Origin of the sequence: Vibrio sp. Sgm 5 (assembly GCF_026241575.1) — a bacterium.
GTDB lineage: Bacteria > Pseudomonadota > Gammaproteobacteria > Enterobacterales > Vibrionaceae > Vibrio > Vibrio jasicida.
Window position 1 is genome coordinate 36875 of record NZ_JAPHPY010000024.1, and the last position, 24689, is coordinate 61563.

The window sequence follows — 24689 nt, forward strand, 5'->3', positions numbered from 1 at the left end:
TTGAGCCCCTAAGAAATTCGTTTGGAAGAAAAACTGGCTAGCCGAGGGCTAGCCAGTTCATTCTATTAAAGACCTGCTAGGCGTGCAGTGTCTTCAGCAATTACTAGCTCTTCGTTAGTAGAGATAACCATTGCTGGGATACGGCTGTTTGCTGTAGTGATAGTACCTTCGCCGCCGAAACGCGCTTTAAGGTTAGCTTCACCATCAACTTCGATACCGAAGATACCTAGACGGTTTAGAACCATTTCACGGATAGGGCCAGAGTTCTCGCCGATACCGCCAGTGAAAGTGATTGCGTCTAGACGACCTTCCATAGAAGCCGTGTAACCTGCTACGTATTTAGCTAGACGGTGACAGAACACGTCCATTGCACGAGTTGCTTCTTCTTTCTCACCGTAGTTGTCTTCAACGAAACGACAGTCAGAAGTCACTTCAGTTAGACCTTGTAGGCCAGACTCTTTAGTTAGCATGTTGTTGATTTCTTCAACAGAGTAACCTAGAGCGTCGTGTAGGTGGAATACGATAGCTGGGTCGATGTCACCACAACGAGTACCCATTACTAGACCTTCAAGAGGAGTAAGACCCATAGAAGTATCTACAGATTGACCGTTCTTGATCGCACAAACAGATGCACCGTTACCTAGGTGACAGTTGATGATGTTAACTTCTTCAACTGGCTTGTTTAGTAGACCTGCAACTTCACGAGTGATGAATAGGTGTGAAGTACCGTGCATGCCGTAACGACGGATACCGTGTTCTTTGTATAGTTTGTAAGGAAGAGCGTATAGGAAAGACTCTTCAGGCATAGTTTGGTGGAACGCAGTGTCAAATACAGCAACGTTTTGAAGCTCTGGGAAGTTGTGCTTAGCAGCTTCGATACCGATGATGTGCGCTGGGTTGTGAAGCGGTGCGAAAGTCGCAGCGTCTTGAATACCCTTAAGTACTTCGTCAGTGATCAGTGCAGATTGAGTGAACTGTTCGCCACCGTGAACGATACGGTGACCGATAGCGCCTAGGTTAGCTTTAAGCTCTGGCTTAGAAGCAAGAATAGTTTCAACCATGAACGCTAGCGCTTCTTCGTGTGCTGCACCGTTGCCTAGTTGAGCTTCGTGTTTACCATCAAGTTTCCACTTGATACGTGCTTCAGGAAGGTGAAGACATTCAGCAAGACCTGATAGGTGCTCTGCACCTGTTTCTGCATCAACAACAGCAAATTTAAGAGAAGAACTACCGCAGTTTAAAACTAAAACTAGCTTAGACATGTGTGACTACCTGTTATTCGTCTGATCAAAATCAGTTAAAGGATGAAAAATTAATCACAAGAATAGACGATACCATCGAGGGTGCGTACTAATCTTGGTCAAAAATCGTTCTAATTCCGTATAAAAGAATAGTGATGAACCCATCCATCACTATGATGCGATCCGTGCAGATAGGAATCTCAAGTTGCTTAAATTGTAAATAACGGCAACAATGAGATTGAGGGTCTGCAAAGGATAGCGATAATAGGCAATGATAACAAAAAAATTTTGAAAGAATATTAACTTTCATCAATTTTTTGCGCCTTCAGTTGAAATGTTCAACTATTTTTTAGTGAGAGAGTGGTATGAGTAATAAAGTCGGATTGTTCCATAGCCTGAAAGATGGCCAAAACTACATGGAGATCTGGCCGGTTCGTAAAGAGCTGACCGCCATTTTTCCCGAACAACGCATTATCAAAGCAACGCGTTTCGGCATTAAAGTGATGCCGGCAGTAGCGGCGATCAGTGTTCTCACTCAAATGGCTTTTAACAATTACAATGCGTTACCGCAAGCCATTGTCGTCGCATTATTTGCCATCAGCATGCCTTTACAAGGGATGTGGTGGTTAGGCAGTCGTTCTAATACCAAATTGCCTCCAGCACTTGCGTCTTGGTACCGAGAACTGCATCAAAAGATCACTGAGACTGGCTTTGCACTTGAGCCAGCAAAAGCAAAACCAAGATACAAAGAATTGGCGATTATCTTGAACAGAGCTTTCCGTCAGTTAGATAAAACTGCGCTGGAGCGCTGGTTCTAATCTCGACAACAACAACCCTCAAGTCAATGTTATGAAAATGGAGTGAGCCTTTGTCACTCCATTTCTGTCTGTTCTACATTTCTCCATCCCACCGTTTTCTGTGCTGTCAAAACTATCTTTAATAGCGGCGTCGCGATCACAAATGTTACTTTGTTGTTAAATCTTACTTTTATTTACCGAGAGTTAGCGTTAATAATGAAAACGAGATGCACAAAAAGTGCACAGAAAACACGACATCCCATCTTCTGAATAACCATGCTGGCATCATAATTTTTACGAACGCTCGTGGTACAAGGATGAAGAGACATCAAGGAGTAATGATGAGAACGAAACGTTTACTAGCCACCGCCATTTTAGCTGCTACGGCGACTTTTTCTTCCGCCAGCGTGTTTGCCAACACCGCAACCGTAGCGGTGTCCCAAATCGTTGAGCATCCAGCGTTAGATGCTACCCGACAAGGCTTATTAGACGGTCTAAAAGCCAAAGGTTACGAAGAGGGAAAAAACCTCGAGTTTGATTATAAAACTGCCCAAGGTAACCCCGCGATTTCCGTACAGATCGCTCGCCAATACGTCGGTGAGAATCCAGACGTTTTAGTGGGTATTGCAACGCCCTCTGCTCAAGCTCTGGTTTCAGCGACACGTTCAATTCCTGTGGTATTTACTGCGGTAACGGACCCGGTGGGCGCAAAGCTTGTGAAATCCATGCATCAGCCGGGGAAAAACGTCACTGGCCTTTCTGACTTATCACCTGTGGCACAGCATGTTGCTTTGATTCAAGAAATACTCCCAGCCGCTAAAACCATTGGTGTGGTTTACAATCCAGGAGAAGCAAACGCGGTGACGCTGGTACAACTGCTAAAAGAAAGTGCAGCAGCAAATGGATTAGAAGTCGTGGAAGCGACAGCATTGAAGAGTGCGGATGTTCAATCGGCGACGCAAGCCATTGCCGCTAAGTCGGATGTGCTTTATGCGCCAACAGACAACACAGTCGCAAGTGCGATAGAAGGGATGATTGTTGCGGCAAATCAGGCGAAGAAGCCAGTGTTTGGTGGTGCAACGTCTTACGTCGAAAAAGGTGCCATTGCCAGCCTCGGGTTCGATTACTATCAGGTCGGTGTGCAAACCGCGGATTATGTTGCTGCGATATTAGAAGGTAAAGAACCGGGTGAGCTAGATGTCAAAGTTGCGACGGGCTCTGACTTAGTGGTGAATGAAGGTGCAGCGACCAAACTCGGTATCCAGTTACCTAGCGCTGTAGTGAAACGTGCAACTAGCATGCAATAAGAGTCCTTATCAGGTCGGTAAAATGCCGACCTGATTTATGCAGAGGGAGCAGTTATGTCTGCATTTGCTTTTTTTGGTGCGCTTGAAATTGGCTTGATTTATGGCTTGGTTGCATTAGGCGTTTACCTTACTTTTCGTGTTCTCGACTTTCCCGATTTAAGTGTTGATGGCAGCTTTCCAATGGGGGCTGCCGTGGCTGCAACCGCGATTGTTGCGGGCATCAATCCTTGGATTGCCACCGGAATGGCTGTTATTGCTGGTGGAATGACAGGGTGGGTAACTGCTTTTCTTGCGGTTCGATGCGGCATTCTTCACCTATTAGCTTCCATCCTTACCATGATTGCGGCGTTTTCTATCAATATTCGCATCATGGGCAAGCCCAATATGGCCCTTCTAGGTGAAGACACCATTCTTACCCCGTTTGAAGCCATGGGGGACTCTATGTACATCCGGCCGTTAGTTGTTGGTGTACTGGTCTTGTTCTCTGCTTGGTTTGTGGTGCGTTTACTGAACAGTGATTTTGGCCTTGGTTTAAGGGCTACAGGCGTCAATGCGCGTATGGTTGCAGCGCAAGGAGCCAGTACAGGGTTTTACACCTACTTTGGCTTGGCGCTATCTAACGGTTTTGTTGGCTTTGCTGGGGCCTTGTTTGCTCAGACCAATAGCTTTGCTGACGTGACCTCTGGTGTCGGTACGATAGTGGTTGGTCTTGCGGCAGTGATTCTTGGCCAGACACTCATTCCAGGTCGCAAAATATGGGTGGCGGTATGTGCGGTCATTATTGGCTCGGTTTTATACCGACTTGCTGTCGCGTTTGCTCTGAGCTCTGGCATGTTTGGCTTACAGGCTTCCGACCTGAATCTCGTTACGGCGGTGCTTGTAGCTGTAGCTCTAATTGCACCAAAGCTAAAACAAAAAATGAAAGCCAAACAACGCGTTAATGACGCCAAACAAACGGCATCTAAAAATGGTTCAGGGGAGGCGCTATGATTGAGTTAAGTAATATCCAAGTAACCTTTAACCCCGGAACGATTTTGGAAAACCGAGCGTTAAAAGGCGTATCTCTGGATGTGCCTGAGCACCAGTTCCTCACTGTGATTGGGTCTAACGGTGCGGGAAAGTCGACTCTGCTTGGTGCGGTGACTGGTGAAACACCGATGATTGGTGGGCAAGTCATTATCAACGGGCAAGACGTAACACGAAAGAGTGTGGACCAACGTGCTACGCAGTGTGCGAGAGTTTTCCAGGATCCTTTAGCAGGGACTTGTGGGGACTTATCCATCGAGGAGAATATGGCTCTAGCGTACATGCGCGGTAAGCGTCGTGGTTGGGGAATGGCGATTTCTTCCAAACGACGTAAACTTTTCCAGGAGAGAATCAGTATTCTTGGTTTGGGTTTAGAGGACCGGCTAGGAGACAGTATTGGTCTGTTGTCAGGCGGCCAACGTCAAGCCGTGAGTTTGGTCATGGCAACACTATCAGACAGTAAGCTGTTGTTGTTAGATGAGCATACTGCTGCGTTAGATCCGCACATGGCGGCTTTTGTTATCGATCTAACCAAGCGTATCGTCAGCGAGTTCAATCTCACAGTGATGATGGTGACGCACTCAATGAAAGACGCGCTGGCTTGTGGTGACAGAACGGTCATGCTGCACCAAGGTGAGATTGTTCTTGATGTCGCAGGTGAGCAACGTGCCAATATGCAAGTTCCGGATCTCCTAGAGATGTTCTCAAAGGTGCGAGGAGAGGAATTAGCGGACGACAGTTTATTGTTGAACTAATCTAAGCAAACACAGAACTACGCCTACCAAACGTGCTCCTCCTTGAGAAATAACCTAAATGGTCGTTTTAAAAGGAGGATTTTTCGGTAAATACTCTTAATTAAAATAGTGGAATATTCCAATACTAAGAGCACTTGCCATGACCCTTCCATTTATCTTCCATAGCCAAACTGATGATGGCCTCACTTTTGATGGCGATTTGCTAACCGTCATCCTGAAAACCGAGAACACTGATTTTGATAGCGTGCACGTTCGTTGTGAACCGGATAATGAAGAATACCTGATTAGCATGTCACGCAGCGGAGAAGCTGGTGAGCTTACTCTCTGGAAAGCTCAGTTTGCGTCAAATAAAGACCGTGATGTGACTCACTACGTCTTCAAACTGCTCAAAGGCAAGCAGCAGTTTTGGCTCGATGGCAGAGGTGTACATAAACGTATGCCGCCCAAAGAGTTTCACTTCAAACTCAACACTCAATCTCAACCGCCAAGTTGGGTACAAGAGCAGGTCTTTTACCAAATTTTCCCGGACCGTTTTGCCTCAAGTCGTTCTGAGCAAGTCACCCAAGATGATTATGCTGCCTATGACCCAGGCGCACTGGTTAAGTCATGGGGAGCCCCTGTTGGTTCTCATAAAAATACGGGTGCGCGCGAGTTCTTTGGTGGCGACTTAAAAGGCGTAGAGAAAAAACTGGATTACTTGGCCGAACTTGGTGTAACAGCACTTTACTTCAACCCAGTTTTCACAGCGCCAAGCAACCATAAATACGACACCACAGACTACTTCAAGATTGATCCAATGTTTGGCTCGAATGAGCAGTTTGCGCAGTTGTGTGAGCAAATTCGTGGCAAGCAGATGAAGATTGTTTTGGATGCGGTGTTTAACCACACATCAGTTCATCACCCTTGGTTTGATCTTAAACAAGAAGGCCAAGGGGCTTACGGGAATCCAAATTCTGACTTCCGTGATTACTACTTCTTCGAGGGGCAAACCAACAATTACATTGGATGGAAGGATATTGGCAATCTACCGGTTCTGAACTTTGAGAATGAACAAGTTCGTGACCATATCTACCAAGGTGAAGAGTCGGTCATCAAATATTGGCTTAAACCGCCTTATGCTGTCGACGGTTGGCGCTTCGATGTGATTCATATGTTAGGTGAGGGCGATGGCGCAAAGAACAACGCTCACTATGTGGAAGCTTTTCGCAAGGCCACAAAAGAGGTCAATCCCAATGCCTATGTGTTGGGGGAGCATTTCTTTGAAGCGACACAATGGCTTCAGGGGGGGCAAGAAGATGGCGCGATGAATTATTACGGCTTTGCTCATCCAGTTCGCGCTTTGATTGCCAAACAAGACATCATGTATGACCCAATTGATATTGATGTCATGGAGTTTAAAGAGTGGATAGATGAAGCTCGGGCTAAAATCCCATTTGCAAACCAACTCTCTCAGCTTAATCAGTTAGATAGCCATGATACTGCCCGTTTTCTGACGCTTTTGAATGGCGATGAAGAAAAAATGCGAGTGGCATTGTTGCTGTTAATGACTTATGTCGGTACGCCATGCCTTTACTATGGTAGCGAAGTGGGGTTAGAAGGGAGTTTAGATCCGGACAATAGACGTTGCTTCCCTTGGGAGGAATTAGATGGTTCTCAGTGGTTTCCTTTCTATCAGGTATTGATTGGAATTCGTAATAAATACAGCTCATTACAGTCAGGGAGTATACAATGGTTGCACTGTGATGAAAGCACAATGGTGTATGCCAGACAGTGGAAAGAAGAAGCAATAGTCGTGGCATTTAACTTAAGCGAATACGACAAAATTGTTAATTTACCTTTATGGCAACTTGGCTTAAATGCAAAGCACTTGCATCAATTATTAGACAATGGTGAAGTTATCGATGCGCAACGTCATTTTTCTGTCAATATCCCAGCAATGAACTGCAAATTATGGCAGTTGGAGTGACACGTTAGCTCAGATTTATTAAAATTTATGAATACATAAATGAAAAACTATAAATAGTCCTTTGGTAACTTACGCTGTCGAAGGGCAAATAATAACTGAAACAATGGTGTTTAATGGGTAATAAAAGGCGATTTAGCCTCAAGTTTGTCATCTTCTTCCCGCTATTTTTGTTTATCGCAGTCATGATCGTGACTGCGAAGAACTATTACGATGCAATGAATCGCTACATCACATTGGAGTACGCGCAGGTTGATCGAGCTATCGATCGAGCGATAAAAGTGCTGACCGCTTTAGATTATAGCTTTATTAATTATTCCAACCCTGCGCACCCATTGTTCAAAGAACATAACCATATGGAAAAAAATGGGTTGTGCTACGTCTGGCCCATCGATGTGTTGTTGTTAGAGAGCAAGCACTCTGGTGGTTTACCCGCTGTAGAGCTGGATTATATGATCGTGGGGCAAACAGAGCTCTGCGAACCGGGTACTGAACTGTTTAAATTGGCAGAGAAAAAAGCGGGCTTTGCCCCTTCGTTGTCATTTCTTCACGATATTGAATCTCACATCGTTGCGATTCATTATATTGATCAGCGAGGGTACATTATTTCTTCGCCGGATACCTACGCCCAATATTACACCCAACAACTTTGGGAAACCCTAAAGGCTAGACCTTTTTGGCAAAAAACTGCTCAAGAGACGATGAAAGTCTCTTTGTCTGGCCCTGCACCAATGCTGGATCGTCATGACGGGCAGATTGTAAGTTTGACAGTACCTGTTTATGAGCGAGGCATCCATCAGGGCGTATTGTCGATTGATTTTGATGTGGATGGATTGCTTGAAACAAACGAGAACTTAACCGGACATCTGCACATCATTTCTAATGTGATGGGGTTACCTGAGAATGTAATGCGAGTCCAACCTGTTGAGCATGAACGCCTGAGTGCAAACCATACTATTTTCTATGAATATAATCTTTGGGATGAGTTCAAGAACTTGTTGGCATTTGAGAAATACAGCGTTGCGGTGGCTTTCTTTATCTACGTGTTGAGTACAGTAGCACTATTTTTGGTTAACACACGTACAGAGCGACATTACTTCAAAGAACTGGCTGCAAAAGATCCAATGACGGGCTTATTGAACCGCCGTGGAATTCAAGCGGTTTGGCGAAACAAAATGACCAAGAAACACGTTGCTTTAGCGGTGTTTGATATCGATGACTTTAAGGCGATTAACGATACGCATGGTCATGATGTAGGTGATGATGCGATTCGCTTAGTCGCCAAATGTATTCGAGATAACATTCGACATTCCGATGTTGCGTCACGCTTTGGTGGAGAAGAGTTTGTCTTGGCTATCTATGATGAAGACTTTGACAGCATGCTAAGAATTTTAGAGCGTGTAAGAAAAGCGATTGCCAAACACTCCATTAAAATCGTCGACGGAGGCTTTACGGTTTCGGGTGGGGTTGAATTTAAGTCTGCGGCTCAATTGGAAGGTTTTGATGAGCTGTTTAAGCTTGCTGATGAAAAGCTTTATGAAGCGAAAAGTACAGGTAAGAACAAAATCTGTTATTAAGCGACTTAAGCAATTTGTTGTTGGAAATTAGACATAAATAAGGGCGAATTCATCGCCCTTTTTTAATGTCGGTAGGTTAAGCGACGCGCGTGTGCAATTCATCTCGATAGCGTTGAATGTACTCGACAATAGGGGCGGCTTTGTTAAACGTACGGATTTCTCGGAACAGTTCTTTCGCTTCTGGGTACGCTTGTCGCAGATAAGAGAACCATTGTTTTACGCGATTCGGGTAGTACAAGCCTTTGTCGCCCTTCATTTCAAACTGTGAGTAGTAAATCAATAGATCAACCACTTCTGACCAAGGCATAGGCTGGTGGTTGTGTTTAACCATGTTTCCAAGGTTAGGAATGTTGAATGCACCTCGGCATACCATCAAAGAATCAACGCCTGTGGTCGCAATGCAACGTTGGCCATCTTCATAATTCCAGATTTCGCCGTTAGCGATTAATGGGATATCGAAACGCTCACGAATCTTCGTAATGTATTCCCACTTAATTTCAGAAGCTTTGTATCCGCCTTCTTTGGTACGAGCATGAACAGTGAGCTCATTCGCTCCAGCTGTTTGAATTGCGTCTACAATCTCAAAACAGTCTTCAGGGTTCTCCCAGCCAAGACGAATCTTTGCGGTCACTGGAATATCATTAGGCATGGCATCGCGACATGCTTTAACCACATTGTGGATGAGTTCAGGGTGCTGTAACAAGGCTGCACCACCTTTACTCTTGTTCACCAACTTTGCTGGGCAGCCAAAGTTCAAATCAATACCGCGCGCGCCAAGCTCCGCTGCTTTTATCGCGTTTTCAGCCATCCAGTTTGGTTCTTGCCCGAGTAGTTGGACATGGACAGGTACACCAGATGCAGTTTGAGAGCCTTGCAGAAGTTCAGGGCATAAGCGATGGAAAACATGATCTGGAAGAAGCTGATCGATCACACGAACAAACTCTGTCACACAAAGATCATAGTCGTTTATTTCAGTCAGGATTTGACGCATCAAATGGTCCAAAACCCCTTCCATCGGGCCTAATACAACTCGCATAGTTTGCCTAATACAGTTTGGTGAGAAAAAGGAGGGCGATTGTAGCGATGTGAGTGAAGTTTGTCATTAAAAGAGTCATCCGCTTGGAGTGACATCAACTAGCATTCTATATGCCCAAGCATCTCGAGGTTACTTGGGTATAAGCTCTGAGGTATAATGCCGCCAAATTCATGGGAAACCAGATGTCATGCAATATACATTGATAGAAAAAGGTGAAGTCCAGCTAGATGAGTCTTCACTTTTTATTGAAGGCGCGGTACTTGCAGCCAACTTAACGACGAAACCTTTAGCTCCAGAAACTTGGCTAGAGCCGCTATTAGGTGAGGGTTTTAAAGCGATTCAACCAGTAGTAGAAGAACAGATTCACAAGCAGCACAACTATATCCTGCGTAATGAATACTCGATTCTAGAGTTAGCAGATAGCAATACAGAGCAGCTAGCAGACTTTGCAGAAGGCTTTATGTCTGTATGGACAACCATTGAGGAACAATGGCATGACGTTGCGCTTAATGATGGCTTAGAGCGCATGCTGCAAGCATTATTGACGACAATGATGTTGGCGATTGATGAAGAGCAAACACAGCAACAAATGCGTGATGCTGGCATCGCAACACCGCCTGCGCTTTCTGATTTTGTGGACCAGCTTGACTTGATGATCAATGAAGTCGCATTAGGCGCTGATGAGCTGATGGTCGGTAAAAAGTCGAAGAGCTTAAATCCATTCAAAGGTGTATGCCGTAATGATACATGCCCATGTGAGAGTGGTAAGAAATTTAAGCAGTGCTGTGGGAAGTAGGTTTCACTCGCTGACTTGACGTGAAAAAGCCGACCTGAGGTCGGCTTTTTCATAACTATCGCTTGGTTATTGAACCGTGTTATTGGATCGGGTTCTTTCTTTTTGGGCTTACAAATTGAGCAATAAGAACGAAAGCAAAAGCGATCAAGTTGCCGGCAAAAATAACCACGAGCCATTGTGGCATCGATAATCCAAAGAATTGCCATACGATTTTTGCACAATCACCATACGCTTCAAACATCCATGGTGCCCATTGATTTAATGGCGCCCAGCTTGGGAACGTAACAAAGAGATCGCATGTAGCAAACGGCGATGGATTAAATTGGTAATCGACATGCTGCATTGCCAGCATTAAACCTTTATATGCACTTGCTCCCCAAGCCGCAAGCGCAATCCAACGCGTGATTGGGTTGTTTGGTGCAATAAGGCCGAGCATTGCAGCTGCCCCAATACCTAGCATGGCTACGCGTTCATAAATACACATAACACAAGGGGCTAGCATCATAACGTGCTGGAAAAATAGGGCACAGGCTTCAAAGAAGACAATAGCAAGAAGAAGTAGAAGCCAAGATAAGCGTCCCTTCGAAAACTGGTTTAGTGATGCGAAAATAGTCACGGGTTTCAATCCTGTCTGAAATATAAAAAAGCTCTGATTACTCAGAGCTTTTTAACGTGGATAAGTTTCCTAATCAACTCATATTTTTAGTGTCCACCTGACACAACGGGTGCTAGATCACCACTACTAGGCACAATCCAACCAGCATCGTAGAAGAATGCGGTTGCAGGTTCTAGGAAGAACATGATGCCCATCAAACCTACAAGAGCAAGTACGATAGTGTATGGCAATGCCATGACAACCATGCGGCCGTATGATAGACGAATCAATGGTGCCAGTGCAGATGTTAGCAAGAATAGGAAGGCTGCTTGACCGTTTGGAGTCGCAACAGAAGGTAGGTTAGTACCTGTGTTGATTGCTACTGCAAGTAGGTCGAATTGTTCACGGGTGATTTGACCGTCGATCAATGCCGCTTTCACTTCATTGATGTAGACTGTCCCTACGAATACGTTATCCGATACCATCGACAATAGACCGTTTGCGACATAGAACAACGCAAGTTGCGTACCTTTGTCTTCAACGGCGAGAACCGCGTCGATAACAGGTTTAAACAACTCTTGGTCAATGATAACGGCTACAATCGCGAAGAATACCGCTAGTAGTGCCGTGAATGGCAGAGCCTCTTCAAAAGCTTTACCCATTGAGTGTTCTTCAATCACACCCGTGAACGAAGTCGCGAGGATAATTACCGAAAGGCCAATCAGACCAACTGCTGCTAAGTGTAGTGCAAGTGCTGCAATTAACCACACGGCAATAAGACCTTGAATCCAAAGTTTAGCGACGTCTTGATTTGTACGTGTTTTGCGCTCTTCTCGGTCGAAGTCAACAAGGATTTGACGAACGTTATCAGGCAGTTGCGCACCGTAACCACAAATTTTCAGCTTCTCTACAACTGCACAAGTGATCAAACCGCAGAAGAAGACTGGAAGTGTTACCGGTGCCATGCGAATCAAGAACTCACCAAAGAACCAACCAGCTTGGTCAGCAATGATTAAGTTTTGAGGTTCGCCAACCATCGTCGTTACGCCACCTAGTGCGGTACCTACACCAGCATGCATAAGCAGTGAACGTAAGAAAGCACGGTAGTTTTCTAGGTCGTCACGAGTTAGCTCAGTGATGGTGTCATCTTGAGTATGATCGTGGTCGCCAATTGGGTTTCCTGAGGCCACTTTGTGGTAAATCGAGTAGAAACCAACGGCAACGCTGATAACAACTGCGATTACGGTCAGCGCATCCAAGAATGCTGACAAAAACGCGGCAGCGAAACAGAATGCGAGCGAAAGTAACGTTTTAGAACGGATACCAAGCAGGATCTTCGTAAAAATGAACAGCAGAAGCTGTTTCATGAAGTAGATACCCGCAACCATGAATACCAATAGTAGAAGTACTTCGATATTTGCAACTAGCTCATGCTTCACCTGGGCAGGGCTAGTCATACCGATAGCAACCGCTTCTATTGCGAGGAGGCCTCCGGGTTGAAGTGGGTAACACTTCAGCGCCATTGCTAATGTGAAAATAAATTCCGCTACTAGCAACCAACCTGCAACAAATGGGTCAATTAAGAAGAAAACAATCGGGTTAATAATTAGGAAGGCTATAATGGCAACTTTGTACCAATCAGGCGCTTTACCAAGGAAGTTCTTGATAAAGGCATTTCCGAGCGACATCGGCATGATAATTCTCTTTATAACAAAATTATGAATAGACACTACAATAGTGCTTAAGTATCTGTTTGTTAGACTTATTATTTAGTCTTTTAAAACAATAACTTAGAAAAACAACAATCCATTGTCTTACTGTAGTCTTGCCAAGTTACTTCCCCTGAACTTAAGCACCGCTCACTTTCGACCGCAACTCTACACCTCGGCATTTTATAGTCAATAACAAAACGTGATGCTTCCGACTAAAACTGCTTTTTATTTGTAATAACGCGATCAAAACGGCGTTACTATACCACGAAAAGCTTAAAAAAAATCACCTTGGAATTTAAAACGAAGTCAATTACGAGAAAAGATCAATTAAGAAAGAATATTAATCGTAAAACACAAATTTATTTTGCATATTTTGAGCAGAAAAATGTGACGAGGTAGGCTTTATTTTATATGACTTTATGACTGCTGTATTTTATACAGAATATGACTTTTGCGCCTTTGGTTCCAAGTGGTTGGTATTTTAAATTGAAGATATATGTAGAGTATTAACTCTATATTGAGAAATCGTTTCATTTATTGATCGTTAATTTTCGCTAATCGTTAAGTAGTGGTATGATGAGTGGTATCGACCCTTAGAAATCAATATTGGATAAAAACAGAATGGTCATTAAGGCTAAGAGCCCTGCGGGTTTCGCAGAAAAATACATAATCGAGAGCATTTGGAACGGCCGTTTTCCTCCTGGCTCAATTTTACCCGCTGAACGTGAACTATCTGAACTGATCGGGGTTACTCGAACTACACTACGTGAAGTATTGCAACGTCTTGCTCGTGATGGATGGTTGACTATCCAGCATGGTAAACCAACCAAAGTGAACCAATTCATGGAGACTTCTGGTCTGCATATCTTGGACACGCTAATGACGTTAGACGTTGATAACGCGACAAACATCGTTGAAGATTTGCTTGCGGCACGTACGAATATCAGTCCAATTTTTATGCGCTATGCGTTCAAAGCAAACAAAGAGGCGTCTGAGCGTACAATCCAGAACGTAATTGAATCTTGTGAAGCACTTGTTAGCGCACCTTCTTGGGATGACTTTATTGCCGCGTCTCCATATGCAGACAAAATCCTGCAAAGTGTCAAAGAAGACAATGAAAAAGATGAAGCAAAACGCCAAGAGATTCTGATTGCTAAGACGTTCAACTTCTATGACTACATGCTGTTTCAACGCCTTGCATTCCATTCTGGCAACCAAATTTACGGCTTGATTTTTAACGGTTTGAGAAAGCTTTATGATCGTGTAGGCAGCTACTACTTCTCGAACCCAGCATCACGTGATCTGGCATTGAGATTCTACCGTCAGTTGTTTGAAACCTGTGAAACAGGTCAGCGTGATCAGCTACCGATTTTGATTCGTCATTACGGTATGGAAAGTGCACAGATCTGGAATGAGATGAAGCTGCAACTTCCAACCAACTTCACTGAAGACGACAGCTAAGCTTCAACTTAACGACGTTTTCAAGAATAAAGAAACCGCAGTCACTCGACTGCGGTTTTTTATTTTAACTACTAGGCTAAAGATAACTTTGGTAGCGGTTGATACAGGACTTCAATAATATCTGACAGAATGTGGTCGTAAGTGTTAAATATGGTCAAAGATAAATCCGAAGTAATATCATACAACTTCTCTACTTTAAGCGTGTTGATATCCCCATCAATGTATTCGTTGAGTGCCTGTATGGAACTTACTGATGTAGGAGAGGCAAGGCTCAAAGGGCTGATAACCGCAAGTTGATTAAGCCTTCTTATCATTACTGACGCATAATTGCGCATTCGTTCAGGACCGCCGCGATCTTCCATATCTTGGATACTGATCCGTAACTGAGTTAATGTTTCTAAGCTGTCGATGACAGTTTGCCAATTCATGTGATATTCGTCATTAAGTTCATCTCTTTGAGCGATAGCCAACCACGCAATGGTCACTTCATCCATCAGGAACAAACAGTGACGAATTAACCGGCCATGTTCCATCTGATTGCGTGCTACAGAGTTATCATCCCATTGCTCCATCAGTTTATCGATTTTGATTTGCAGCACGCGATACATGGGTTTGTTCTCGAAGTGTGACGTATCAAGTAATAGGTGTAACTTATTGCTCAACTCACGATGGACGTGTTCTATCTCATTCTCGTGGTTTTGATGATATTGGAGAGAGTGGTGAGTCATTGCTCGATGACGTCGTAATAAGTAGACAACATCACGCAATAAACTGAGTAGCTGGTATTTACGAGCATGTTGCTTCTCGCGCTTCGCAGCCAAGTGATAAATCCCCGCCAGAATGGCAATTGAAATGAAAGTTGAAATCAAAACAAACATAACCAACTCCTTGTTAGTGCTTTTGACCTAGCAAGTAAGTAGGAGCAGTTTTAATGCCAATAATTAAAGTCAATAAAAACAGGGTGTTATGAGTTTTGGTTAAAATCAGGCGTACAAATTTGGTGCGTACTCTCACCAAAAGTGTGAATTTGGTCAAAAAAATCCCCGCCGAATTGGCAGGGATTTTTAAGCAATACGATAACGTAATGAATTACATTACACGCATACCTGGTTGAGCACCTTCGTGTGGCTCAAGGATCCATAGGTCGCTGCCGCCTGGGCCCGCTGCTAGGATCATGCCTTCAGACATACCAAACTTCATCTTACGAGGTTTTAGGTTCGCTACCATTACGGTTAGCTTGCCTTCTAGCTCTTCAGGTTTGTAAGCTGACTTGATGCCAGAGAATACTTGGCGAGTCTCACCACCGATGTCCAGTTGGAACTTAAGCAGTTTGTTTGCTTTTGGCACTTCTTCACACGAGATGATGCGCGCAATACGCATATCAACGGCTGCAAAAGCATCGAACTCAATCTCTTCAGCGATTGGATCTTTATCTAGCTCAGTTTGGCTAGCTTTGTTCTTTTCTGCTTCCGCTTTTTCTTTTGCTGCCATTTCTGCCGCAGCGTCTTCCTTCGATGCTTCGATCATTGCTTCGATGTTCTTAGGATCGATACGGTTAAACAACGCTTTGAACTTAGTGATCTCGTGATCAGTTAGCGGAGTAGCAACGCCTTCCCACGTTAGCTCTTCGTTTAGGAAAGCTTCAGTGCGAGCCGCAAGCTCAGGCATCACTGGTTTCAGGTAAGCCATTAGTACGCGGAATAGGTTGATACCTACAGAAGAAACTTCTTGAAGCTCTTTCTCTTTACCTTCTTCTTTTGCAAGAACCCAAGGTGCTTTCTCATCGATGTACTGGTTCGCTTTGTCTGCTAGCGCTGTGATTTCACGGATAGCACGGCTGAATTCACGAGTTTCGTATAGCTCACCGATGCGCTCAGCAGCTGCAACAAATTCGTTGTAAAGCTCTGGTTCTGCAAATTCAGCAGATAGCTTGCCTTCGAAGCGTTTAGTGATGAAACCTGCATTACGAGAAGCTAGGTTAACAATCTTGTTTACTACGTCAGCGTTTACACGTTGAGTGAAGTCTTCAAGGTTAAGGTCAAGGTCGTCGATACGGCTATTTAGCTTCGCTGCGTAGTAGTAACGTAGACACTCAGGGTCTAGGTGGTTTAGGTACGTGCTCGCTTTGATGAATGTGCCTTTAGACTTAGACATCTTAGCGCCGTTTACTGTTACGTAGCCGTGTACGAATACGTTGTTTGGCTTACGGAAACCAGAACCTTCTAGCATCGCAGGCCAGAATAGGCTGTGGAAGTAAACGATGTCTTTACCGATGAAGTGGTAAAGCTCAGCAGTGCTGTCTTTCTTCCAGTATTCGTTGAAGTCTAGGTCATCACGCTTGTCACATAGGTTCTTGAATGAACCCATGTAACCGATAGGTGCATCTAGCCATACGTAGAAGAACTTGTCTTTTTCACCAGGAATTTCGAAACCGAAGTAAGGCGCATCACGAGAGATATCCCACTGTTGCAGACCAGACTCGAACCACTCTTGCATTTTGTTTGCTGTTTCAGCTTGCAGTGAGCCAGAGCGTGTCCACTCTTTTAGCATGCTTTCGAACTGAGGTAGGTCGAAGAAGAAATGCTCCGAGTCTTTCATTACTGGAGTTGCGCCAGATACTGCTGATTTTGGGTTAATCAGTTCAGTTGGGCTGTACGTCTCACCACAGTTATCACAGTTGTCGCCATATTGGTCTTCTGACTTACACTTAGGGCAAGTACCTTTAACGAAGCGATCTGGTAGGAACATTTCCTTCTCAGGATCGAACAACTGAGAAATAGTACGGCTAGAGATAAAACCGTTTTTCTTCAGCTCAAGGTAGATGTGAGAAGCCAGTTCACGGTTCTCTTCTGAGTGTGTGCTGTGGTAGTTATCAAAGCTAATATCAAAGCCAGCGAAGTCTTTTTGATGCTCTTCGCTCACTGCAGCGATCATCTCTTCTGGCGTAATACCCATCTGTTGTGCTTTTAGCATGATTGGCGTGCCGTGAGCATCGTCAGCACAGATGAAGTTTACAGTGTTGCCACGCAGGCGTTGGTAGCGAACCCAGATGTCAGCTTGAATGTGCTCAAGCATGTGACCTAGGTGAATCGAACCATTAGCGTACGGAAGGGCACAAGTTACCAGCAGTTTTCTTGGATCGTTTGCCATACTTAATAATCGCTTTTTGATAGGTATAAAAAATAGAGACTAATACTACCCCATGAGTTCCCTAACGCCAAGGCATCAAACCATGGATTGCCTTAGTTTTTTTGGGGTTCTGAATCTCGCCGCTGGGTGCTACGATTAGATGCATAAAGGAGGCCTCATGCATCAGTTCACTTCAAAACAAGATTTTTGTCATTGGCTTAACCAGTTTCAACATCCGCAGTTGGTGGAAAACTGGGCAGATATTAATGGTATGGTTGCGATCCCCGCGCAAGGTGGTATTCAAATTACCTTGCCGTTTGCGAGCAACGAACTTCAAGTTGCGTTGAGCCATTGGGTTAAAGAGCAACAAGCATCGGGTGATGTTCCAGCGTTCGATTTTCAAATCGAGTTGAATATCAAAGCGCTTGAGACGCAAGTTACCAATGCCGTTAAAGGCGTGAAAAACATTATCGCAGTTAGCTCAGCAAAGGGAGGCGTGGGTAAATCGACAACGGCTGTCAACCTTGCTTTAGCCATTGCACAGTCGGGGGCGAAAGTTGGCTTGTTAGATGCTGATGTCTATGGCCCATCGGTTCCTATGATGCTAGGTCAAGAAGACGCAAAACCAGAAGTTCGCGATGCGAAATGGATGGAGCCTATTTTCGCACATGGTATCTATACTCATTCTATCGGTTACTTAGTGGATAAGTCGGAAGCTGCCATTTGGCGCGGCCCGATGGCCTCTAAAGCGCTTTCACAGTTGCTGACGGAAACCGATTGGCCAGAGCTTGATTACTTGGTGATTGATATGCCACCTGGTACGGGTGATATTCAATTGACGTTGTCACAGCAGATTCCAGTAACAGGTACTGTGCTTGTTACGACACCACAAGATCTTGCATTAGCGGATGCTCGTAAAGGGGCGGCGATGTTCCATAAAGTGAACGTCCCAGTTGTCGGTGTAGTTGAGAACATGAGTTATCACATTTGTGGTCAGTGTGGTGCGGTCGAGCACATTTTTGGTACTGGCGGAGCTGAAAAAATGTCGCAAGAGTTTGGCTTAGCCTTACTGGGTCAAATCCCATTGCACATTTCAATGCGGGAAGACATTGATTTGGGCACTCCAACCGTCGCAAGACGTCCGGAGAGTGAGCATGCTGGCTACTACAAGCAATTGGCCGATCGTGTTTGTAGCATCATGTATTGGCAAGGAAAGACCAAGCCAGATGCAATCAGTTTTACAATGGTAAACTAAGTTCTTAAACAGTACTGGTTGAAAACTGTTCGTTTTATCGTTTGCCTAGAGGTTGATCCTCTAGGTAGAAAGAAACTTATAACGAAACTCTAATTCCAGCTAGTAACTATGGGGTGAACTCCCTATAATCACGCAGTTTATCTTTTTATGTGACTAGAAAATCATCATCGGGTGCAAACTAATGTCTGATAATAATCAATGCGTCATCGTAGGTATTGCTGGCGCTTCTGCTTCTGGAAAAAGTCTGATCGCGAGCACGATTTACAATGAGCTTCGCGAGAAAGTGGGCGATCATCAAATCGGTGTCATCACGGAAGATTGCTACTACAACGACCAAAGCCAACTAAGCATGGAAGAGCGTGTAAAGACTAACTACGATCACCCGAGCGCGTTAGACCACGACCTACTTTGTGAACACTTGGAAAAATTGGTGCGTGGCGAAGCCGTAGAAGTGCCTGAGTACAGCTACACTGAGCACACTCGTACAAGTAACACCACACCAATGACCCCTAAAAAGGTAATCATTTTAGAAGGCATCTTGCTGCTAACGGACCCACGCCTGCGTAACCTAATGCACGCAACTGTGTTTATGGATACGCCTTTGGATATTTGTCTACTTCGTCGTGTTAAGCGTGACGTTGAAGAACGCGGTCGTACAATGGACTCTGTTCTTAAGCAATACCAACAAACTGTTCGTCCGATGTTCATGCAATTTATTGAACCTTCAAAGCAATACGCAGATATCATCGTTCCTCGTGGTGGTAAAAACCGTATCGCAATCGACGTTCTTAAAGCGCACATTGCAAAACTTCTGAAAGCTTAAGCCTTTAGACGGCTATATCGCTTTATTTTTGTGATAAGAAGTGGCACCTTAGGTGCCACTTCTTTTTTTTGTTTTTAAATTAGTCAGTTGCAGATAAAAATTGGATGTTTTTCACGCTTTTGCGGAACTGTCTGCGATAAGTGGCGTCAGCTATTATAATTTTAAAAACACACGAGCAAGGAAAAAGCGAATGAAGAAACTGCTCTTAATTATCGCCATACCTGTTGTGGTAATTTTGGCCGTTGTTTTAGCATTAATTATTTTCGTCAATCCGAATCAATTTAAACCCCTTATTGTGGAACAAGCGCAGAAGCAAACGGGTTTAGAGTTGGTGATTGAAGGCGATATCAGTTGGCAGTTTTTCCCATCGATTGGTTTCGAACTGGGACGCACCGAGCTGCGCAATCCTCAAGGCTTTAGCCAACCAAACTTATTCAAAGTCGACGCCGTCGGTGTGGATGTCTCAGTTACGCCTCTGTTGAGCAAACAATTAGAAATTGGCAATGTCACACTGGATGGCGCTGAGTTCTATTTAGAAACCTTGAAAGATGGCAGCAGAAATATTGATTCCCTTACCAAGGCGCAAACTCAACAAGTTGAGCAAACAACGGATACTACGCCGGAGCAGGAGAGTGCAACACAAGGTTCTGGTTCCGATTGGACAATCAATCTTGCAGGTGTCACCATCTCAAATGGTTATGTTGAAATCCAAGACAAGCAAGCAGACAGCCATATTAAGCTTTCTGATATCTCTTTAAATCTCTCCCAGTTTGCTTTTGATAACTGGACCACCGCAGATTTTGGTGTGAAAGGTGAGATGAATGAGCAGAAGTTTACCGCCCAAGGTAAAGCTGACTTTAAGTTGGCGAAAGGTCTTGCAAACTATGCTCTGAAAGACATTAACTTTGATGCGACTTATGCGGATGCGACAAACAAGATTGATTCCGCAACTATCGGTCTGGACACTTTTGAGTTCGATAAGGCCAATAACCTAAGCTATGCGCTCAAAGGCGAAGCGGGTGGCATGAAACTCGATATGAAAGGCGGCGGTGAGCTGAACGTTGATAAGGCGATTAGCAAAGTGCAATTAAACAAGTTGACGCTCAACTCAACTTTTGAGGGGGATACGCTGCCGCAATCACCAATGAAAGTGGATATGGCTTCGGATCTTTCGTTTGACCTAACTAAGAGTCACCTGAGCTTTGTGTTGGAGAAGCTAACGGCGAACGCCATTGCACTTGATGGTAAAGCGGATGTCACTCTGGGGGATATTCCTAAGGTACGCTTTGCTGTGCACAGCCCTAATATCGACTTAGATGAATTTTTGGGCTTGAATAATCAAGCTCCTGCGGGTGATAAACCAGCATCTGGTGGTAGTAAAGCACCAGCAGGACCAGAAGTTGAACCGGACCTGTCTGCATTGAAAACGTTAGACGTGAAAGGCGATATCACGATCGATAAATTCAAAGCGGCGAATGCGAAGATGGAGGCCGTAAAAGCAAGCCTCTCTATCAATCGTGGTGTGTTTGATCTGAACTCGTTCACCTCTAAGCTGTATCAAGGTACGATTTCTGCAACAGCTAAGTTGGATGCTCGTAAATCACCTGCGACTTATACGGCTAAGAAGTCGATCAAAGGTATTCATGTTCAACCGCTACTTATTGATGTAGCGAACAACGATATGCTTGAAGGAACAGGTAATATTGACGTTAATGTGAAGGGCAGCAGCCTCACTCCAACAGGCATCAAAAAGAACTTAGTTGGTACTATCGCGATTAACTTTACCGATGGTGCAGTTAACGGCATTAACGTTGCTCAATTGATTCGTGAAAACTACGCACGTTTTAAAGGGCAGAGCTTAGACGGCACAGATGAAGTGAAGAAAACCGACTTCAGTGCTATGACAGCAACATTGAAACTGAATAAAGGTGTCGTTTCAACGGATAACATGAAAGCCCAATCACCGTTATTGCGTGTGCGCGGTAAAGGTAAAGCCAACTATCTGAATGAAACCGTCGATTTTACGATCAGTACCTCAGTGGTTGGTTCTTTAGAAGGGCAAGGTGGTAAGAACATCGATGAACTTAAAGACATTACCATTCCTATCAATGTATCTGGAAAATGGGCAGAGCCTAAATTCAAACTGGTCTTTGATGATGTGTTAAAACAAAAAGCGCAGAAAGAAATTGATCGTGGTGTAGAGAAGCTAACGGACAAGATCAAAGATGAGAAGACCAAAGAAGCCGTTGATGGCCTATTGAAAGGCTTGTTCAATTAACTGCGGTCTAAATCTAAAAGAGAAAAGGGTTGGCAATACGCCAACCCTTTTTTATTAATTATTGCGCGATGAATAGATTACCAATCCACACCTTTTAAAGCTTTTACGCCAGATTCAAAAGCGTGTTTGACGTTCTTTACTTCCGATACTGTATCGGCCATTTCAATCAGAGTGCGGTGTGCTCCGCGGCCAGTGATCACGACAGATTGCATTTTAGGACGGTTGTTTAGGGCTTCTACGACCTCATCCAAGTCTATGTACCCATAGCTCACCATGTAAGTTAATTCGTCAAACAGAATCACATCGATCGATTCGTCTTTAAGCATGCGCTTACATTCTTGCCAAACTAACTGAGCAGCATCTGTATCCGCCGTTTTATTCTGTGTTTCCCATGTAAAACCCGTGGCCATCACTTGGAATTCTACCCCAAGTTTTTCAAGTAGATTACGCTCGCCGTTGTCCCAAGTACCTTTAATAAATTGAGCAACGGAACAATTCAAACCGTGACCAACTGCACGAGCGATCGTTCCGAAGCCCGAAGTTGACTTCCCTTTACCGTTACCTGTGATAACCAGCAGCAAGCCTTTTTCCTCTTGAGCCGCAGCAATTTTTGCGTCTACCTGTTCTTTTACTTTTTGTTGGCGAGCCTTATGGCGTGCTTCTTTGTTTTCTTCGATAGACATATTACTTCCTCAATTCCTTGTCGTGCCTGCCCAAGCTGACTTGGGTTCATTGGATTATCTCGCTATGATAGACCAACACATCGTGAAGAAAAACCATCGATAATTCAGGGAATAAAATGAAGAAAATACTCGTTGTTTGTATGGGAAATATTTGTCGCTCTCCAACGGGAGAGGCGGTACTGAGAGCGAAAGCCGAAAAGCTTGGTGTGGATGTCGAAATTGACTCGGCTGGCACAATTGGTTACCACGCAGGTAATTCACCAGATGCACGCTCTATGCAAGCCGGTAAGCAACGAGGCTATTCTTTTAAAGGAATACGTTCACGTCAGGTAAAGGTTGAGGATTTTGGAGAGTTTGATCTTGTACTCGCAGCAGACAAGACGAATCTTGCGGATCTTCTGGATATTTGCCCGGTAGAGCATCGCCATAAAGTCTCGTTATTTTTGAGCTATTCGGACTCCAAATACGATGAAATTCCTGACCCATATTACGGTGGAGAAAGGGGATTTGAATTGGTATTAGATTTGATTGAAGAAGCTTCAGAAGCGATTTTGAACAAGCTATAAATGTAAATAACAGATAACAAAAAGGGACGAGTATGACTCATCCCTTTTTCGCTTTCTAAAGAACTATACCTGAACAATCTAATTTGGGATTAACCCGCTAGAATGTCTGTTGCTACTTTATAGCTTGGATCTTCTTTCACATTGATTTCAACCAAGCTACCAGCTTTATCAAGAAGCTTGCGGCAGTCTGGGCTCAAGTGACGTAGGTGAAGTGTTTTACCTAGTGCAGCGTAGCGCTCTGCCAAAGTTTCAATCGCTTCGATTGCGGAGTGATCTGTTACGCGAGAGTCTGCGAAGTCAACGATAATATCTTTTGGATCGCCGTGCGCGTTAAACAGTTCTAGGAAGTTTGCCGCTGAGCCGAAGAAGATAGGGCCATGGATTTTGTATTCTTTAGAGCCTTCTTCATTCAAACGAGTGTCTGCGTAGATGTGTTTTGCGTGCTGCCATGCAAACATCAGCGCTGATGCAATAACACCGACAGCAACGGCTACCGCAAGGTCAGTCAGCACCGTAACGACAGTTACTAGAACGATAACAAAGAAGTCTTGTTTAGGAACACGTCGTGCAAGCTTGAAGGTCGCCCATTCAAATGTGCCGATTACAACCATGAACATCACACCGACTAGCGCAGCTAGAGGGATCATTTCGATAAGCGATGATGCAAATAGGATAAAGATCAGAAGTGCACTTGCTGCAACGATGCCAGAAAGTCGACCACGACCACCTGAATTTACGTTGATCATTGATTGACCAATCATTGCACAGCCACCCATCGCACCAAATACTGAACACGTCATGTTTGCCATGCCTTGACCGATACATTCACGGTTCGATTGACCGCGAGTATTCGTCATTTCATCTAGAACAGTCAGCGTCAACAGAGACTCAATCAGACCGATAGCTGCAAGGATGATTGCGTACGGCAGAATGATTTGTAGTGTTTCAAGTGTCAATGGTACCGCTGGAATGGAGAATGTAGGGAGAGAGCCCGCCAAAGTCGCTGCTTCGTCACCAGACATAGTACGTAGGAAGTCTACTACTGTGCGAGTTTCCAGATCCAAACCAACAACAAGCGCTGTCACTGTCACGATCGCAACAAGCGAAGATGGCACAGCTGTGGTGATCTTAGGTAGGAAGTGGATGATGCCCATCGTCAAAGCAACCAAACCTAGCATAAGGAACATTTGGTCCTGTGGTAACCAAGTTAGCATACCGTTGATATCAGGCGCTTTAAACTGACCTAACTGTGCTAGGAAGATAACAATAGCTAGACCGTTTACAAAACCAATCATTACTGGATGTGGAACGATACGGATGAATTTACCTAGTTTGAATAAACCAGCGGCAATCTGAAGAATACCCGCCAGCATAATCGCGGCAAATAGATATTGCACGCCGTGGGTTGCAACTAGCGATACCATTACCACTGCCATTGCACCGGTCGCACCTGAAATCATGCCAGGACGGCCACCAAAGATAGAGGTGATAAGGCCTACAATGAATGCAGCATATAGACCGACCATTGGATCTACACCTGCAACGAAGGCGAATGCTACTGCTTCAGGAACCAGCGCAAGCGCAACGGTTAAGCCTGAAAGCACATCATTTTTTACGGAGTGCTTAGAAAATTGAGGAAATTCGAACATGGTTTGTATTGAGTTCTCTTGGCGATGAATTTCTCTCGAC

The 24689-nt window shown here is 44.4% G+C and carries 20 protein-coding genes; 12 read left to right on the forward strand and 8 right to left on the reverse strand.

The annotated features are described in order from the left end of the window. Positions 1–65 precede the first annotated feature (65 nt). Positions 66–1262, reverse strand: coding sequence for an acetate kinase (locus tag OQJ86_RS14460; RefSeq protein WP_038869402.1), 1197 nt, complete (start codon positions 1260–1262; stop codon positions 66–68). A gap of 344 nt (positions 1263–1606) precedes the next feature. Here OQJ86_RS14460 and yfbV point away from each other — a divergent pair, with 344 nt between their 5' ends. The 6 genes from yfbV (at position 1607) to OQJ86_RS14490 (ending at position 8666) form a co-directional block, all read left to right on the forward strand. Then, positions 1607–2059 carry a terminus macrodomain insulation protein YfbV gene (yfbV, locus tag OQJ86_RS14465; RefSeq protein ID WP_038869403.1) on the forward strand — a complete coding sequence of 151 codons (453 nt, stop codon included), beginning with the start codon at positions 1607–1609 and terminating at the stop codon, positions 2057–2059. Positions 2060–2379: 320 nt separating this feature from the next. Then, complete coding sequence (locus OQJ86_RS14470) at positions 2380–3345, forward strand: ABC transporter substrate-binding protein (protein ID WP_265988178.1); 966 nt, start codon at positions 2380–2382, stop codon at positions 3343–3345. Between the two features lie 54 nt (positions 3346–3399). Beyond that, positions 3400–4335: an ABC transporter permease gene (locus OQJ86_RS14475; RefSeq protein ID WP_265988179.1), complete on the forward strand. Its 936-nt coding sequence runs from the start codon at positions 3400–3402 to the stop codon at positions 4333–4335. Next, positions 4332–5126, forward strand: a complete 795-nt coding sequence (locus OQJ86_RS14480) for an ABC transporter ATP-binding protein (RefSeq protein WP_265988180.1) — start codon at positions 4332–4334, stop codon at positions 5124–5126. Before OQJ86_RS14475 ends, OQJ86_RS14480 begins: the two co-directional genes overlap by 4 nt. Before the next feature lie 139 nt (positions 5127–5265). Further along, positions 5266–7092 (forward strand): maltodextrin glucosidase, encoded by a 1827-nt coding sequence (malZ, locus tag OQJ86_RS14485; RefSeq protein ID WP_265988181.1) that lies wholly within the window; start codon positions 5266–5268, stop codon positions 7090–7092. A gap of 113 nt (positions 7093–7205) precedes the next feature. Next, a complete protein-coding gene (locus OQJ86_RS14490; protein ID WP_265988182.1) occupies positions 7206–8666 on the forward strand; it encodes a GGDEF domain-containing protein in 1461 nt (486 codons plus the stop codon). 76 nt (positions 8667–8742) lie between these two features. Here the strand turns inward: OQJ86_RS14490 and dusC are convergent, their stop codons facing one another. Then, on the reverse strand, positions 8743–9702 hold the full coding sequence (gene dusC, locus OQJ86_RS14495; RefSeq protein ID WP_265988183.1) for a tRNA dihydrouridine(16) synthase DusC: 960 nt from the start codon (positions 9700–9702) through the stop codon (positions 8743–8745). 187 nt (positions 9703–9889) lie between these two features. Between dusC and OQJ86_RS14500 the strand changes: the two genes are divergently transcribed. Next, complete coding sequence (locus OQJ86_RS14500) at positions 9890–10498, forward strand: SEC-C metal-binding domain-containing protein (RefSeq protein ID WP_265988184.1); 609 nt, start codon at positions 9890–9892, stop codon at positions 10496–10498. A 79-nt stretch (positions 10499–10577) separates the two neighbouring features. Here the strand turns inward: OQJ86_RS14500 and dsbB are convergent, their stop codons facing one another. Then, the gene (gene dsbB, locus OQJ86_RS14505; RefSeq protein WP_038881615.1) at positions 10578–11114 is read right to left on the reverse strand and encodes a disulfide bond formation protein DsbB; all 537 of its coding nucleotides are present in this window, start codon (positions 11112–11114) and stop codon (positions 10578–10580) included. Positions 11115–11200: 86 nt separating this feature from the next. Then, positions 11201–12787, reverse strand: a complete 1587-nt coding sequence (nhaB, locus tag OQJ86_RS14510; protein WP_038881618.1) for a Na(+)/H(+) antiporter NhaB — start codon at positions 12785–12787, stop codon at positions 11201–11203. A gap of 639 nt (positions 12788–13426) precedes the next feature. On the opposite strand from nhaB, the gene fadR reads away from it, so the two are divergent. Beyond that, positions 13427–14266 (forward strand): fatty acid metabolism transcriptional regulator FadR, encoded by an 840-nt coding sequence (gene fadR, locus OQJ86_RS14515; protein WP_038869421.1) that lies wholly within the window; start codon positions 13427–13429, stop codon positions 14264–14266. Positions 14267–14337: 71 nt separating this feature from the next. Here fadR and OQJ86_RS14520 read toward each other — a convergent pair whose 3' ends face one another. Next, complete coding sequence (locus OQJ86_RS14520) at positions 14338–15144, reverse strand: hypothetical protein (RefSeq protein ID WP_265988185.1); 807 nt, start codon at positions 15142–15144, stop codon at positions 14338–14340. Positions 15145–15355: 211 nt separating this feature from the next. After that, positions 15356–17416 (reverse strand): methionine--tRNA ligase, encoded by a 2061-nt coding sequence (gene metG, locus OQJ86_RS14525; protein WP_104027004.1) that lies wholly within the window; start codon positions 17414–17416, stop codon positions 15356–15358. Between the two features lie 157 nt (positions 17417–17573). On the opposite strand from metG, the gene apbC reads away from it, so the two are divergent. From apbC to OQJ86_RS14540, 3 genes are all read left to right on the forward strand, one after another. After that, positions 17574–18650 (forward strand): iron-sulfur cluster carrier protein ApbC, encoded by a 1077-nt coding sequence (apbC, locus tag OQJ86_RS14530; RefSeq protein WP_104036853.1) that lies wholly within the window; start codon positions 17574–17576, stop codon positions 18648–18650. 181 nt (positions 18651–18831) lie between these two features. Further along, complete coding sequence (gene udk, locus OQJ86_RS14535) at positions 18832–19473, forward strand: uridine kinase (RefSeq protein WP_038869428.1); 642 nt, start codon at positions 18832–18834, stop codon at positions 19471–19473. A gap of 190 nt (positions 19474–19663) precedes the next feature. Further along, the gene (locus OQJ86_RS14540; RefSeq protein ID WP_265988186.1) at positions 19664–21751 is read left to right on the forward strand and encodes an AsmA family protein; all 2088 of its coding nucleotides are present in this window, start codon (positions 19664–19666) and stop codon (positions 21749–21751) included. Between the two features lie 77 nt (positions 21752–21828). Here OQJ86_RS14540 and cobO read toward each other — a convergent pair whose 3' ends face one another. Beyond that, positions 21829–22434, reverse strand: coding sequence for a cob(I)yrinic acid a,c-diamide adenosyltransferase (cobO, locus tag OQJ86_RS14545; protein WP_038869430.1), 606 nt, complete (start codon positions 22432–22434; stop codon positions 21829–21831). A gap of 116 nt (positions 22435–22550) precedes the next feature. Between cobO and OQJ86_RS14550 the strand changes: the two genes are divergently transcribed. After that, positions 22551–23000: a low molecular weight protein-tyrosine-phosphatase gene (locus OQJ86_RS14550; RefSeq protein ID WP_265988187.1), complete on the forward strand. Its 450-nt coding sequence runs from the start codon at positions 22551–22553 to the stop codon at positions 22998–23000. A gap of 89 nt (positions 23001–23089) precedes the next feature. Here OQJ86_RS14550 and OQJ86_RS14555 read toward each other — a convergent pair whose 3' ends face one another. Beyond that, the gene (locus OQJ86_RS14555) at positions 23090–24649 is read right to left on the reverse strand and encodes a SulP family inorganic anion transporter (protein ID WP_038869435.1); all 1560 of its coding nucleotides are present in this window, start codon (positions 24647–24649) and stop codon (positions 23090–23092) included. Positions 24650–24689 lie beyond the last annotated feature (40 nt).